The following is a 15,490-nucleotide window of genomic DNA, read 5'->3' on the forward strand; positions in this document are numbered from 1 at the left end:
AAAAATTAATATTATGATGGGGGAGTGAATTATGGCTAGACCTATTACGGAAACTAAAAAAGACAAGAAAAAAGGTACCGGAGGCTTTTTAAACTGGGTTGAAAGGGTTGGAAATAAAATGCCACACCCTATGGCGATTTTCATTATATTAAGTATTATAGTAATAATAGTATCCGACCTTTGTGCAAGAGCAGGCGTAAATGTTCAATATGATATGTTGGACAAGGTCAATGGAGGAACAAAATTAACAACTGTAGAGGCAGTAAGTTTACTTACACCGGATGGCATAAGATATATGTTTACAACTGCAGTTACGAATTTTACTTCCTTTGCACCATTAGGAACAGTTTTAGTTGCTATGCTGGGAGTAGGTATGGCAGAGGAAACTGGATTTATACAAGCTCTACTTAGAAAAACAGTAATGAGCACACCTAAACAATTAATAACAGCAATAGTTGTATTCCTTGGTATTATGTCTAACATAGCATCAGATGCGGGATATATAGTTTTAATACCTTTAGGAGCATTGGTGTTTTTAAGCTTTGGTAGACATCCACTTGCAGGTATTGCTGCAGCGTTCGCAGGTGTATCTGGTGGTTTTAGTGCGAATTTACTTATAGGTACTACAGATCCATTACTTGGTGGTATTAGTACTGAAGCTGCTAGACTTATGAATCCAGGTTACGATGTAGCAGCTACAGCAAACTGGTATTTTATGATTGTTTCAACTTTTTTAATAACTATTATAGGAACTTTTGTAACGGATAGAATAGTAGAACCAAGGCTTGGAGTATACAAGGATGCTCCAGCAGAAGACATACTTGGATTAACTAAAGAAGAGAAGAAAGGTTTAAAGTATGCAGTTATAGGATTCTTAATATTTTTAATAGTTATATTAGCAATGGTTGTACCATACAATGGTATACTTAGACATCCAGAAACACATAAAATTATAGGAAAAACTCCATTTATGGACTCAATTGTTCCAATCATAGCATTATTTTTCTTTGTGCCAGGGGCTTGTTATGGAATCGCTGCTGGTAACATAAAAAGCAATAAGGATATTGCAAATGCTTTAGGTAAATCCATGGGTAAAATGGGAGGTTATCTTGTTTTAGTTTTCTTTGCAGCTCAATTCGTTGCATATTTTGGTCATACTAATTTAGGAACTATATTAGCAGTAAAAGGTGCACAATTCTTAGAAACTACAGGACTGACTGGTATACCGCTTATAATATTATTTATTTTACTTTGTGCATTCATAAATTTATTTATGGGATCAGCTTCAGCAAAATGGGCGATCATGGCACCAGTATTTGTCCCAATGTTTATGGGAATAGGCTTTACGCCAGAATTTACTCAGGCAGCCTTTAGAGTAGGAGATTCATGTACAAATATTATAACTCCGCTTATGTCATATTTTGCGTTGATAGTTTCTTTTGCTGAAAAATATGATGAGGATACAGGAATAGGTACATTAATATCAATGATGTTGCCATACTCCGCATTATTCTTAATAGGATGGAGCGCTTTATTGATGTTATGGTATGGTCTAAACTTACCACTAGGACCTGGAATAGGAATATTTATGTAGTAAAATATAATATTAGAATCATATAGTTATATATTTATATAGTTAATAATCCCCTTAGGTTTTAATCCTCAAGGGGATTTATTTTATTGTAATTATTTAGCTTATTTTTATTATTAATACGAATAAAATAACATGAAACACATAAACTATTCACTGAATAAAAATAGCTATTTAAGGAGTGATTTATATGACAACAAAAATTGTTGCATCACCAAGTAAATATATTCAAGGAAATGAGGAGTTGGCTAAAGTTGGGAATCATACAAGAGATTTTGGCAAGCTCCCATTTGTTATTGCAGATGATTTTGTTATGAGTTTGACTAAGGATATTATAGAAAAAAGTTATAAAGATAATGGCTCAAATTTTGTAATGGAAAAATTCAATGGAGAATGTTCAAAAGTAGAAATAAATAGATTAAAAGAAATATGTAGAGGTAAATCTTGCGATATAGTTGTTGGTATAGGTGGTGGAAAAACTTTAGATACAGCAAAAGCTATAGCTCATTATTTAAATTTGCCTGTTATTATAGCACCTACTATAGCATCTACAGATGCCCCTTGTAGTGCTTTATCTGTAATTTATACTGAAGAGGGAGAATTTGATGAATATCTATTATTGCCTAAAAATCCAACAATGGTGCTTATGGATACAAAAATAATAGCAGCTGCACCAGTAAGGTTACTAGTAGCAGGTATGGGAGATGCTTTAGCTACATATTTTGAAGCTAGAGCTTGCAAACAGTCAAATGCAATTACAATGGCTGGAGCACATTCCACTGAAGCTTCCTATGCCCTTGCTGAGCTTTGTTATAATACGCTGATGACAGATGGATTAAAGGCGAAATTAGCAGCTGAAAGCAAAGTGTCAAACCTATCTTTAGAAAAAATAATTGAAGCTAATACATATTTAAGCGGTATAGGTTTTGAAAGTGGAGGATTAGCAGGAGCCCATGCTATCCACAATGGTTTTACGGTATTAGAAGAGTGCCACCATTTATATCATGGTGAAAAGGTTGCCTTTGGTACAATAGCACAACTGGCGCTTGAAAATGCTCCTATGGAAGAGATTGATGAAGTAATTGAATTTTGTATTGACGTAGGACTTCCTATAACTCTTGAGGATATGGGAATAAAGGAAGTTAAAGAGGATGATATAAGAAAAGTTGCTAAAGCCTCTACCGCTGAAGGAGAAACCATATACAACATGCCTTTCCCAGTAACTGAGGATGATGTATATGCAGCAATATTAACTGCTGATAAAATAGGAAGGTTATATAAATAAAAATAATATTTCCTTGACAAAATAATTATTAAATCATATTATAGATAGTAAAATATATTATATTGAATTCCATTGAAGGGAAGAGTAAATATTATCTTAGTATCCAAAGCGAGTGGAGGCAGGTGGAAGCTCCATGAGAAAAGTGGTATTGAAAGACATCCTAGAGGAGTTTATCTGAAATTAAAAGTAGGATAAAACGGATTCCACCGTTAAAGGGATTAAAGATAACTTAGTTATTAATTAACTTTGTTGAAGCAGGATGGCACCGTGAATTTATAGCTTTCACTCCTATAAGGAGTGAAAGCTTTTTGTTTTATCCGATGATTAGAATAGGGCCCATTCTAATTATATGGTGTTATTCTATGGTTTCATAAGTTAATAATATAAGATTAATTAGGGTGGTACCGCGAATTTTCGCCCCTTGAGCTTTAATGCTCAAGGGGATTTTTGATTATTAAAATTAGTTTTTATTAAATTTAAAAGGAGAGATTGTAATGAGAAGAGTTATGGTAAAGGAATTAAATAATTATATAAATGAAGAAGTTAAAATTCAAGGATGGATTTATCGTATTAGAAAACTTAAAGAGATTACTTTTATGATTTTAAGAGATAGAACTGGCTTAGTGCAATGTGTTATAGATAATAAAACAATAGATATGGGAAATATAAAATTAGAATCTGTAGTATCAATTATAGGAGAAGTAAAGGAAAATAATAATATATTGAATCCTTTTGAGATCTCTACTAAGAACTTTGAAATATTAAATGAAGTAAAAGAAGAACTACCTATTGAGATTAATAAAAAACAGTTAGAAATTAATTTAGATACTATGTTAAATAATAGAATTTTAAGCTTGCGTCATGAAAAGATAAATTCTATATTCAAAATACAAAATCTTATAATACAAGGATTTAGAGAGTTTTTGACTAAAGAAGGATTTACCGAAATTTTTACACCTAAGATTGTAGCTGAAGGTGCTGAGGGAGGTACAGAAATATTTGAAGTAAAATATTTTGAAAATAAAGCATATCTTGCACAAAGCCCTCAATTTTATAAGCAGATGATGGTTGGAGCTGGCTATGAAAGGGTTTTTGAAATAGCCCACGTATACAGGGCGGAACAGCATAATACTAATAGACATCTCAATGAATATATAAGCATGGATTTTGAGATGGGGTTCATTGAAAATGAAGAAGATGTAATGAACATGGAAGAAAATCTTTTGAAGCATGTACTAAATAAGATAGAAAAAGAGGGGAAGGAATATTTAGAGATATTGAATATAGTTATACCTAAGATAGAAAATACCATTCCAAGAATTAAATTTAGTGAAGCTATAGAGATACTGAGAAAGGAATATAATAAAACTGACATAGATGGAGACTTAGACCCTGAAGGAGAAAAATTAATTTGTAAGTATGCAAAAGAAAAATTGGGATGCGAGTTTATATTTTTAACTCATTATCCAAGAAAGAAAAGACCTATGTATACAATGCCTTGTGGGGAAAATGAAACTCATAGTTTTGATTTATTATTTAGAGGCATTGAAATAACAACTGGAGGACAAAGAATTCATGAATACGATATGTTAATAGATAATATAAAGTACAAGGGTTTAAATCCAGAAAAATATCATAACTATACCTCAGTATTTAAATATGGAATGCCTAGGCATGGAGGTCTTGCTATTGGACTTGAAAGAATAACAATGCAAATTCTTAAATTAGAAAATGTGAGAGAGGCTTCATTAATTCCTAGGGATAGAACAAGATTGACTCCATAGAAGTATTTGAGATGATGTTGTAAACTTAATGTTGTAAGTTTAATAAGGAGGAAATAAAATATGCTAAAAGTATATGAATTTAAAGAAACTATAGAAGCTCGTGAGGGCATTGATGGGGCATATATACAGTTTCCATACAATGTGAAAGAGGAGTTTGGGACCAATGGAATAGTTAAAGTAATCGCCACTTTTGATGGCGTAGAATATCGTGGTGCACTGATTAAAATGGGTACATCATGCCATATTATCGGTATAACAAAGGCTATAAGAGAAAAGATTGGCAAACAACCAGGTGATGAAATAGTAGTTACCATTAAAAAAGATACTGAAAACAAAGTCAATGATATACCAGAAGATTTTAGTATAGCATTAAAAGAAAACCAGCAGGCCTCAGAATTCTTTAATAATCTTACTGTTAGTCAAAAAAATAAATTTATTAATTTTATTGCTTCAGCTAAGAAAAAAGAAACATCAGATGCAAGGGTGCTAAAAGTTATCACTATGCTTGAAAATAAGGAGAAAATGAAGTGAAATATAAAATCAATTAACAAAGGGACTTTGCTTAAGCAAAGTCCCTTAAATTTATTTATAAGAAAACTTCGTAGTGAAACATAGTCTAATTTTCCTAAGTGGACTTATATATTATAAGTATATAGAAATCAAGAAGGTGAGTACTCATTATGAAAAATCCATTTTTAAATGAAATAAAAGCATTAAATAATTTTAGATATGGGTTAAAGAATTTTATAAAATACCAAATTGTAACAAAACTTTTATTATCTATAATTATACTTCCTATATCTTCATTTATAATAAATATATTAATGAGTAGAAGAGGATTTTACATTATCACCAATGATGAAATTTTAAAATATGGTTTTTCCATGGAAGGAATATTAACTCTGCTCACACTATATATAATGTCAACCTTAATAATACTTTTAGAAATAGGGGGACTAATAGTAATTAGTAATGAAACTTTGTCAAATAGAAAAGAATCTGATTTTTACTCTATATTAAAGTTTTGTTTAAAGAAAACTCCTAAGTTCATAGGGGTAGGTGGTATTTTTGCTATTTTATTTTTCTTCATTTTTACAAGGTTTATAGGAATAGAGTCATATACAAGTTTAGGATTTTCATTTAAAATTCCATATTTTATACAAAGTTTTATAGATGAATATATATTTTTAAGCGCTATGGAAGCATTGATTTTAATTATACTTTTCATTAAATCTATAGAATTAATTTTTTCATTTCATTTTATAATATTAGATAATAAAAAACCTATGAAAGCCTTAAGAGCTAGCAGGAAATTAATTAAAGACAATAGAAAAAAATTTCTAACTTATTTTTTAGCTATAACTATACTTCATATAATATTATTTCTATTAATTTATATGTCATGGATTTCAATTATGGCTGCTTTAGTAAGAAAAGTTAATTATAATTCTTATTTAGGAAGAATTATAATATCAAGTATATTTGTATTTCATCAAATGGGAACTATGATATCTTCTTTTGTAGTTGCTCCATTAGGAGTTTATTATATAACAAGGCTTTTTTATATATTAAAACAAAGAAATAATGAAATACAGGTTGCACCTTTAAATATAAAAATTAAAGAAAGACCAGGTTTATTAGATAAAATATTTTCTAACAAAAGAAGAATTCTTGTGGCATTTATTTCTGTATTCCTAGGCTTTACTATAATAACAAGTTTTATAGTAAGTGAAATAATAAACATTAAGTATGATGTAAAGATAACTGCTCATAGAGGAGCTGTTAAAGAAGCACCAGAAAATACTTTGTCATCTATAGAAGCAGCAATAAAACACAATGCAGATTTTGCTGAAATTGATGCACAAGAAAGTAAAGATGGGGAGGTAGTTCTTTTACATGATTCTAATTTAAGGAGGACAACAGGTCTTAACAAAAATATATGGGAGATTACTTATAATGAAATAAAAGAATTGGATGCAGGAAGCTATTTCGATAAAAGGTTTTCTAATGAGAGGATACCTTTACTTGATGAAGCTATTAAATTATCAAAAGACAAGATTAAACTTAATATTGAAATTAAGACAAATGGTCATGAAAAGAATTTGGTTAAAAATGTAGTGAAAATAATAGAAGAAAATGATTTTATTGATTCTTGCGTTATAACATCCCTTGATTATAAAGTACTTGAAGAGGTAAAAGAAATAAATCCTAAAATTAAAAGAGGATATATTATATTTTTGATAAAGGGAGATTTGAAAAAACTAGATGTAGATTTTTATAGTATTGAACAATCAATTGTTAACGATGATATTATATATACAGCTCATTCCATGGGAAGAGAAGTTCATGTTTGGACTGTAAATAATTCTATCAATGTGAAAAGATTAGTTAATTTAGGCGTAGATAATATAATAACAGATGATGTGGTTATGGTTAAATATATTTTAAATGAAATGAAGAAAATATCTCCTTATGAAAAGTTCTTTAACAATATTATAAATATTCAGGGAAAATTAAAATAAAGAATAGGCAGAAGCTACCGATATATATTGTAATAGATTAAACGTTTTATTAAATTTAATTTATAAAATAATAATAATTATTTATAAAATATGGAATATTTATGGTGGCTACTATATAACAGCATTTATTTAATATATATAATTGATGAGATGGATTATACGGGTATGGTGGTTGTATTAGTAATTTGACACTAATATTATGTAAGTGGAAGAGAGGTTGATTTGGTTTGGGAGATAAAAAGGTTGTTGCAAGTGTAGAAGATTTAAAAGAGGGTATGATTGCAGCAGAAGAGATTATAGTTAATAATAATGTACTAATAACAAAAGGAACAAGGTTAACAGAGAGTATAATAAAGAAATTAAAAAATGTTTATTTAGAGAATGACTTGCAAGTATATGAAAGAGATCCAGAGCAAGAAAATATATTAAAAGAAGGTAAAAAAGAACTAGAACAAGCTCAGATAACTGTTAAAAAATTATGTAACCATTTGGAGAACATATTTTTTAAAATAAAGCTTGAGGGAAAAACAGATATGAATGAAGTGAGAAATTTCTCTAAAAAAGTAATGGAAGAGTTAATTTCTCCAAGAACTATGATTAAGAATATAGTAATAGAGGGAAATGGACAAGACTCCATATATAAGCATTCAGTTAACGTCATTGTATTAAGTTCTCTACTAGGAAAATGGTTAGGATTTGCAGAAGATAGGTTGAACTTATTAGCTTATTCAGCTATTTTACATGATTTCGGTAAAACAAAAATAGATAAAAAAATAATTTCTAAATCTTCTAGGCTTACTACAGAAGAAAGAGAAGAATTAAGAAAACATCCAGTAATAGCTTATAATTTAATTAAGGATATATCTTACTTAAGCAATTCTGTAAAATATGGTGTATTGATGCACCATGAAAGAATTGACGGATCAGGATATCCTCTAGGATTAAAAGATAATAAAATACATGAATTTGCAAAAATTATAGCTATTGCAGATACTTTCGATTATATTAATTCAAATAAAAATTCTGATGATCCTTTTAAAGCGTTAGAATATATTAGGAAGGATTGTTTAGGAAAGCTTGACTATAACTATAGCAAGCTATTTGTAGAACATGTAGCAAACTATTTCTTTGGAGAAAATGTGTTATTGAATAATGGTAAAGTAGGTAAGATAGTACATATAGATATAAATAATTTATCCAGACCTCTCATTTTATGTGATGAAAATTTTATAGATTTAAAAAAGGAAAATGAATTAAAAATAGAAGGTTTTCTAGCAGATTAGCCCTATAAGTCCACTGAAATTGTTATATTATGATATTATTACATATGGATAAATTATTGAATTATAAAACCCCTAGAAGCAGCTAAAATGCTTCTAGGGGTAAACTTTTTTAATAAATTCAGATTTTTATATAATAATAAATTATTTTTTTAAAACTGAATATATTAGGTTTGTAAAGTATTCTAAATTAAAACCTTCATTTTTACAATAAAGTCTAATATCACTATTACACTTATTGTTATCACGAGAATTAACATAATAATCTAAATAAGTTACTCCGATCATGAACATATATATCACCTCCTAATAAATTATTTGCAGTTGTCATGTTAAAATTTTTCATCATTTTGCATACGCTCCTTTCTTATTTTTTTATATTAAAAAAAGCCATGGAAATACCAAGGCTTTTTAATAGCATAAATATAATATTAAAAATTTAAAAAGCCATGGGCTATGATAACCCATGGACACAAACACTAAAAATATTAATAAATAAAAATTTATATAATACTTGTGGCAGAGCTATCAGTACTTATCAAGATGTATTTAGTTGAATTTTTTAATGAAAATATTGATGTTAACATAACTCTACCTCCTTATAGTAAATTTTAACAAATTAATAAAATAATTATAGCATGTGTAGAAAAAATTGTAAATAGTTTATTTGATAAATTTATTATATATTTTGATTTTTGCTATCTAAAAGTAATTTTAAACATTTAACGGGCAAATTAAAGCTATTAGCTATTTGCTCTATAGTAAAACCTTCAAAAGCGATTTCATCCATATTAAGATCCATTAATTTTAAAGCAAAATAATTGGCTTGCTTTTCAAGTTTATTTAAATTTAAAAGATTTCTACTAAAAGCACTAGTTATTATATTCGTATGTATAATAGCGTGTCCCAATTCGTGGCATAATATAAATTTTTCATATTCCATATTTAAATCATCACGTATAAATACAACTTCTTTATTTAAAAAATTTCTATTATAAAAAGCTTCATTACCTTGAAGTAAAATATTACACTTAGGTAACTTTCTTATGGAAATTTCTAAAGAGTCGTATAGTTCATAAATATCCTTAGTACCGTAAACATCAATCAACCCATCTATGAAATTATCAATCCATTTATATTCCATAGAACCCCTCCATTTGTATAGATTAAGCTATAAATTCAAGTCATTTTTTATATTTATAGCTTATTAACTTAAGTTGTCTTAACAATTCATTAGCAAACTCTATAATTTCATCATCGCTCATCTTACTTATGTCAAATCCCCCAAAACCCATAATAGCTGGTTGTTCAATAATAAATTTCATAGCTTCTTCTGGAGTATTAAAATTTATGCCAGTATCTTTATTATCCTCATCTAGCAGATCGCTGGTTTTTACCTCTAAAGAATTAGCGATAGAATTTAGTACATCTAAACTAGGGTTATATCTACTATTTTCCACGTCAGCAAGATAAGAACGTGATATATTAGCTTTTTCTGCCAGCTCTTTTTGCGTCATTATTTTTTCTTTTCTATATTTTTTTATATTTTTTCCGATAGACATACAAACCTCTCCTGTATACTGTTAAATTTATCATGTGGGTTTAACCGACATTCTTAATGCTATTATATAATATAAAATACGTAAATACAATACATTACTAGTCGGATATACCAGTTAATAGGAGTTAAAAGACGTATAAACAAGTAAAATAAATATATTTAATTAAAATAATCCAAAAACAGGAATATAATGCTTTTACATTTTGACGGAAATACAATACAATATTTTTAAAGGATATTGAAGTTTTAAATAATGAAATTTAGGGGGTATATATAATGGATAAAAATTTAAATAGAAAGACGGATGGACTATTAAATAGTTACAACTTAATATTAGCGGAGATAAAAAATTTAGAAATAGAAATTGAAGAATTAAGGCTTGAGTACAATGGGTATAAATCAATTAATTATAATGAAAAAACAAGCAAAACCTTTAAAATTAACAATGTAGTAGAAGAGGAATACATAAGAAAAGAAACTTTAATAGATAAATTGATGAAAGAAAAAGAAAATAAAGAGAGATTAATTAATAAAGTAGATAATGCTTTAAGCACGCTAGATGATAAAGAAAGAAGCATTGTAAAATTAAGATGTATAGATAATAAACCTTGGAAAGAAGTAGGGGAATTATTAGGCTTAGATTATGATTATGCAGGGAGAATAAAGAGAACTGCCATAAAGAAGATATCTGATTTAATATGGATTAAAGAAAAATACAGTAAATAAGTCGTAAAAATTACTTTTATGTTACGTTTCATTCGTGGTTTAATAGTAAATGAGAAAGTGAACTGATTCGAAAAAACATTCAGCAGTTCATTATTTTAATGAGACTCTTGAATTTCAAGGGTCTTTTTATTTTATCCGATGACTACCATCTGTAATACTCCCATCTTCTACAAGTGGGAGATAACGGATGGTACGTCCCTGGATAAGTTCTTCTAAGCTTCAGTTGGAGTAAGTATTTCTTTTAAGCAAACTCCATCTGAAGCTAAGAATCACTTGATAGATATTTTTTAAAAAGGGAGGTGATGCATATGGAAACAGCTACTTTAATACATGAGAAAATAAAAAAAGACTTGTACAAAAAGTATCCTTATGATAGAGATGGCACTAGTTTTAAAGAGCGACTAAGCATTAGAGACTTAGAAGAGCTAATGGGAGTTAACAGGCCTACTTATAAAAGGCACAAAGGTGCTTATAGGCAGAATTATTAAGCCCAATATTAATGGTAGGTGATTTAAATGGCAAATATAAATGATTTAATAATAGGAATTAGCCAAGCACTAGAGAAAGAATTTCCCAACATAAATATATATAAAGAAGAAGCAAAAGAGGACTTTAAAAGGCCTTATTTTTTTATTAAGGTTTTAAGCTCCATGCAGAAGAAAGAGTTTAATACTAGATATAAAAGAAATGTTTCTTTTGATATCAGCTACTTTAGTGACAAAGAAGATATTAATTGGGATTGTTTAAACATAGCTGATAAACTCTATGAAATTCTTGAATATGTAGCTGTAGATAAAAATCTATACAGAGCTACCAATATGACACACGAAATTACAGAGGGAGCTTTACACTTCTTTTTACAGTTTAGTTACAGAATAGTTAAACAAGTAGAGGAAGAACCTAAAATGCAAACATTACATGGGGAGGTATTAACTAAGAATGACTAAGAAGGAAATTAATAAAGAAATCAAATTTACAAAGGAACAAATTATTAACTGTAACAAGTTTAATACAATCGAGAAAGATATTTTAGAAGCTTTGCTAGAAGATAAAGAATATAGCTTAGATGAGGCTAAAAAGATCATAGAAGACTTTAATAAGAAAGAGGTGAAATAAATGGCAGGAGGAACATGGAATAAACAAAACAAAATTAGACCAGGAGCATATATAAATTTTAAATCTAAAAGGAAGGATTCTCATATCCTTGGAGAAAGAGGAATAGTTACAATGCCTTTAAATCTTTCATGGGGACCAGAAAAACAGGTTATTGAAATAGGGGCTAACGATGATTTATTTGATTTAATAGGTATAGATACAACTGAAGAAAGTGCATTATTAATCAAGGAATCACTTAAAAGAGCAAATAAACTTCTATTATATAGAGTTAATGCAGGTACTAAGGCTACAGCTACAATTGAGGGATTAACTATAACAGCTAAACATAGTGGTATAAAGGGAAATGACATTAAAGTTATTATACAAAATAATATTGATGATGAAACTTCCTTTGATGTAATTACTATGTTAGGAAATAGACAAGTAGATAAACAAATGAGAGTTAAATCTATAGAGAATTTAAAACCTAATTCTTTTTTAGAGTTTAAAGGTACTGGAGAGTTAAAAGCTACTGCAGGTATTAACCTTAGTGGAGCTAGCGATGGTGTAGTGACTAATGGAGATTATACGGATTATTTAGCTGCAATTGAATTGTACAATTTTAACACTATGGCAATTCCTACTAAGGATGCTAGTATTAAGGCTATAGCTACAAGCTTTATTAAAAGACTTAGAGAAGAAGAAGGAAAGAAGGTACAATGTGTACTTGAGAATTATCCAGAAGCTGATTATGAAGGAATAATTTCTGTTAAAAATGGTGTAATTTTAAATGACATGACTGTCATTCCTTCTGAAAAGGCAGTGGCATTTGTTGCAGGAGCAACTGCTGGTGCAAATGTTAATCAGTCTCTAACTTATAGTAGCTATGATGGAGCTGTAGATGTAGATACTAGATATACAAATAAAGATATAGAAAATGCTTTAAACAATGGGGAACTAGTATTTATAACAAGTAATAGCAAGGTAATCATGGAGCAGGATATAAACACCTTAAAAACTTTTACAGAAGATAAAAATGATGATTTTAGAAAAAATAGAATTATAAGAGTTATAGATGGAATAGGTAGTGACATTAAGTCTTTATATGAAAATAACTATATAGGTAAAGCTTCTAATAATGAAGATAGCAGAAATTTATTTAAGAAAGATATAATAAAATACTTAGAAACTTTACAAGGCATAGGAGCAATAAGAAATGTTGTTACAGAAGATGTAACAGTATCATATGGAAATAATAAGGACTCCGTATTTACTACAGTAGGAATACAACCTATAGACAGTATGGAAAAACTTTATATGAACGTGGAGGTGCAATAACATATGGGATTTTTTAAAGCAGAAGATACTATTGGTGGACAAGAAGCAAGAGGATATATTACTATAGAAGGCCGTAACGAAGAGCTTTTTTATGCGAAGAAAATAGAGGCTAAGGTGGAAAAACAAAAGGCAGAAGTAAAAACACTTGGTAAAAGGGGAACACAAAATAGAGCCATAGGGTGGAAAGGAACAGGAACACTTACGGTTTATTATGCTACATCTTTGTTTAGAGAGCTTATGCTTAAATATATGAAAGAAGGTAAGGACGTTTACTTTGATATTACTGTAATCAATGAAGACCCAACAAGTAGTTTAGGTACTCAAACAGTTGTGTTAAAAAATTGTAATCTAGATGAAGTAAACATGACTACCTTTGATGTAGATAGTGAAGTTTTAGAGGAAGAGATGGCCTTCACTTTTGAAGATGTGGATTTATTAAATAAATTTAATAAACCAATATTAGGATAAGACAGGATAATAATAGGAGGAGTATGGAATGGATTTTAAAGACTTTTTAATGGATGAGTTTGAAGATATAGAACCTATAGAGAAAATTGTAAAAATGGGTGGCAAAGAAAAGAAAATGAAATTTAAGCCTATATCAGCAACACTAGGTGATGAACTTAGAAAAAAGTGTAGGAAAGTAGATTTTTATAAAGGGCAAAAGGTTATAGAAACTAACCAAGATAAGTATGTTGCTAACTTAATAATAGAGACCACCATGCATCCTGATTTAAAAAATGCAGAGCTTCAAAATGCGTGGGGAGTTAAAGGGGCAGAGGAATTATTAACTTCTATGAAAGCTAAAATGAATGATGGGGAATATGCAGAATGGTCAAGCATAGTTAGCCAGATAAATGGATATGACAAAAGTATGCAGGAGCTAGTTGAAGAAGGAAAAAACTAATAAAGGAGGGCGACAGTGAGGCAAGCTATGCGCACTATGCCCTCCATAAACTTAAAATTAGACCAGGAGTATTAATGGGTAAATCTCCTCTAGATACAATAGATAGAAAAGAAAGAGCTTTTATATATGCTTCTATAGATATACACGTTGAGAATGAAAAGAAAGCTATGAATAAGTCTAGAAAGAAAAGATAGGTATAAAAATATATACTGTCAAATATTGTATTGGTATAATAGACTATAAAAGGGGAGGGGATTTATAATGAAAGTAAAAATGAGAAAAATATTAGTTTTTTTACTTATCACCATTATTACTATTGCACCAACTTCTGTATTTGCTAGTACCAATAAAAAGAATATAAAAGTAGCCTTTAATAAAGCTAACATTAAAGTTGATGGAGTTAGTTTTAATGGCAATAGAATGGTGTACAACAATAAAATATATCTACCAGTTGAAAATATTGCTAAACTATTTGATATGAATATTTATAACTATAAAGAAAAAAATACAATATATATAGGTCAAGTACCGGCAGGAGAGGTTTCTAAGAAGGTTATTGAGTCTTGGAAAAATGTGAAGCAGCCAGATAAAAATAAAAAAGAAACACTAATTTCAAAAGAATTGACCACTATTAATGGAGTATTTAATAGTGTTAGTATTAAAGTTCATGGGGAAAAAATGAATACGGAAAATATTCTGTATAATAATATTATTTTTATATCATTGGAAGAAGTTTGTAAAATACTCGAAACTAATTACAATTATTACAAACCAACTTCAACAACATATGTAGGAATGATTCCTCAAAATGAAGTTCCATACGATGTATATAAAAAATGGGTTTCTCATAAAACAAAAGAATTACAATCAAAACCAGCATCAGGGGAAATGGCAGGATGGCAAAAACTTATAGGTCATGAATATGAGAGTATCGCTGAGATTTACTATAAGTTAGATGGAGATATTTTATACGTAGAATTAAACGATATAAGAAAAGTTGATTTAAATAGAGTCATAGAATGGACAAATGATGATGGTATAAAAATACGTAGCACATTAGGAGATATATATTCACTATTTTGTGATTTAAGTCCATATTTAACAGAGTGGCTTAATAATAAATTCGGTAAGATCTATCAAGATTGGATACTTGTAAGCACCATAGAAGCTGAAAATATAGTATCCGATTACCTACAAGAAACAGGACAAATGCCAAAACAAAACAATATATTGTTAACTCCAGACGCTGAATTTAAAGTTATAGAACCTGAAAAAAATACTCCTAGTGCTGAAGAAATAATAAGAAATATAGAAAACTATATGAAAACTATTGAAAATAAATAAGAATATAAACTTAGAATTGAACTAAAAAAGTATTTTAATAATAAAAACACTTACCAA

17 protein-coding genes and 1 other annotated feature are annotated in these 15,490 nt (G+C 29.0%); of the genes, 14 read left to right on the plus strand and 3 right to left on the minus strand.

Annotated elements, in window-relative coordinates; genetic code table 11:
• Nucleotides 1-31: 31 nt before the first annotated feature.
• The 6 genes from KQI86_RS12875 (at nucleotide 32) to KQI86_RS12900 (ending at nucleotide 8,465) form a co-directional block, all read left to right on the plus strand.
• Nucleotides 32-1,594, plus strand: a complete 1,563-nt coding sequence (locus KQI86_RS12875) for an AbgT family transporter (RefSeq protein WP_216439791.1) — start codon at nucleotides 32-34, stop codon at nucleotides 1,592-1,594.
• A 187-nt stretch (nucleotides 1,595-1,781) separates the two neighbouring features.
• Nucleotides 1,782-2,876: a glycerol dehydrogenase gene (locus tag KQI86_RS12880; protein WP_216439792.1), complete on the plus strand. Its 1,095-nt coding sequence runs from the start codon at nucleotides 1,782-1,784 to the stop codon at nucleotides 2,874-2,876.
• A 63-nt stretch (nucleotides 2,877-2,939) separates the two neighbouring features.
• Nucleotides 2,940-3,169, plus strand: a binding site (T-box leader).
• Nucleotides 3,170-3,370: 201 nt separating this feature from the next.
• On the plus strand, nucleotides 3,371-4,660 hold the full coding sequence (aspS, locus tag KQI86_RS12885; RefSeq protein WP_216439793.1) for an aspartate--tRNA(Asn) ligase: 1,290 nt from the start codon (nucleotides 3,371-3,373) through the stop codon (nucleotides 4,658-4,660).
• 60 nt (nucleotides 4,661-4,720) lie between these two features.
• Nucleotides 4,721-5,191, plus strand: coding sequence for a DUF1905 domain-containing protein (locus KQI86_RS12890; RefSeq protein ID WP_216439794.1), 471 nt, complete (start codon nucleotides 4,721-4,723; stop codon nucleotides 5,189-5,191).
• Nucleotides 5,192-5,340: 149 nt separating this feature from the next.
• Nucleotides 5,341-7,182: a glycerophosphodiester phosphodiesterase gene (locus tag KQI86_RS12895; RefSeq protein ID WP_216439795.1), complete on the plus strand. Its 1,842-nt coding sequence runs from the start codon at nucleotides 5,341-5,343 to the stop codon at nucleotides 7,180-7,182.
• 227 nt (nucleotides 7,183-7,409) lie between these two features.
• A complete protein-coding gene (locus KQI86_RS12900) occupies nucleotides 7,410-8,465 on the plus strand; it encodes an HD-GYP domain-containing protein (protein WP_246582799.1) in 1,056 nt (351 codons plus the stop codon).
• Between the two features lie 141 nt (nucleotides 8,466-8,606).
• On the opposite strand, the gene KQI86_RS12905 is transcribed toward KQI86_RS12900, so the two are convergent.
• The 3 genes from KQI86_RS12905 to KQI86_RS12915 form a co-directional block, all read right to left on the minus strand.
• Nucleotides 8,607-8,756, minus strand: a complete 150-nt coding sequence (locus KQI86_RS12905) for a hypothetical protein (RefSeq protein WP_216439796.1) — start codon at nucleotides 8,754-8,756, stop codon at nucleotides 8,607-8,609.
• 385 nt (nucleotides 8,757-9,141) lie between these two features.
• Complete coding sequence (locus KQI86_RS12910; RefSeq protein ID WP_216439797.1) at nucleotides 9,142-9,606, minus strand: ImmA/IrrE family metallo-endopeptidase; 465 nt, start codon at nucleotides 9,604-9,606, stop codon at nucleotides 9,142-9,144.
• 40 nt (nucleotides 9,607-9,646) lie between these two features.
• Nucleotides 9,647-10,024, minus strand: a complete 378-nt coding sequence (locus tag KQI86_RS12915) for a helix-turn-helix domain-containing protein (RefSeq protein ID WP_216439798.1) — start codon at nucleotides 10,022-10,024, stop codon at nucleotides 9,647-9,649.
• A 275-nt stretch (nucleotides 10,025-10,299) separates the two neighbouring features.
• Between KQI86_RS12915 and KQI86_RS12920 the strand changes: the two genes are divergently transcribed.
• The 8 genes from KQI86_RS12920 (at nucleotide 10,300) to KQI86_RS12960 (ending at nucleotide 15,433) form a co-directional block, all read left to right on the plus strand.
• On the plus strand, nucleotides 10,300-10,749 hold the full coding sequence (locus KQI86_RS12920; RefSeq protein ID WP_246582800.1) for a sigma factor-like helix-turn-helix DNA-binding protein: 450 nt from the start codon (nucleotides 10,300-10,302) through the stop codon (nucleotides 10,747-10,749).
• Nucleotides 10,750-11,057: 308 nt separating this feature from the next.
• Complete coding sequence (locus KQI86_RS12925) at nucleotides 11,058-11,237, plus strand: hypothetical protein (protein WP_216439799.1); 180 nt, start codon at nucleotides 11,058-11,060, stop codon at nucleotides 11,235-11,237.
• A gap of 27 nt (nucleotides 11,238-11,264) precedes the next feature.
• Entirely contained in the window at nucleotides 11,265-11,696 is a 432-nt protein-coding gene (locus KQI86_RS12930) for a phage tail terminator family protein (RefSeq protein WP_216439800.1), read from the plus strand.
• Nucleotides 11,689-11,865 carry a hypothetical protein gene (locus KQI86_RS12935; protein ID WP_216439801.1) on the plus strand — a complete coding sequence of 59 codons (177 nt, stop codon included), beginning with the start codon at nucleotides 11,689-11,691 and terminating at the stop codon, nucleotides 11,863-11,865. The genes KQI86_RS12930 and KQI86_RS12935 overlap by 8 nt, the downstream gene beginning before the upstream one ends.
• Nucleotides 11,866-13,182 (plus strand): phage tail sheath family protein, encoded by a 1,317-nt coding sequence (locus tag KQI86_RS12940; protein WP_216439802.1) that lies wholly within the window; start codon nucleotides 11,866-11,868, stop codon nucleotides 13,180-13,182.
• Nucleotides 13,183-13,185: 3 nt separating this feature from the next.
• On the plus strand, nucleotides 13,186-13,650 hold the full coding sequence (locus KQI86_RS12945; RefSeq protein ID WP_216439803.1) for a phage tail tube protein: 465 nt from the start codon (nucleotides 13,186-13,188) through the stop codon (nucleotides 13,648-13,650).
• A 28-nt stretch (nucleotides 13,651-13,678) separates the two neighbouring features.
• Entirely contained in the window at nucleotides 13,679-14,089 is a 411-nt protein-coding gene (locus tag KQI86_RS12950; protein WP_216439804.1) for a phage tail assembly chaperone, read from the plus strand.
• A gap of 261 nt (nucleotides 14,090-14,350) precedes the next feature.
• Entirely contained in the window at nucleotides 14,351-15,433 is a 1,083-nt protein-coding gene (locus KQI86_RS12960; RefSeq protein ID WP_216439805.1) for a hypothetical protein, read from the plus strand.
• Nucleotides 15,434-15,490: the final 57 nt, after the last annotated feature.

It is taken from the genome of Clostridium mobile, assembly GCF_018918285.1.
GTDB classification, from domain to species: Bacteria; Bacillota; Clostridia; order Clostridiales; family Clostridiaceae; genus Clostridium_AW; species Clostridium_AW mobile.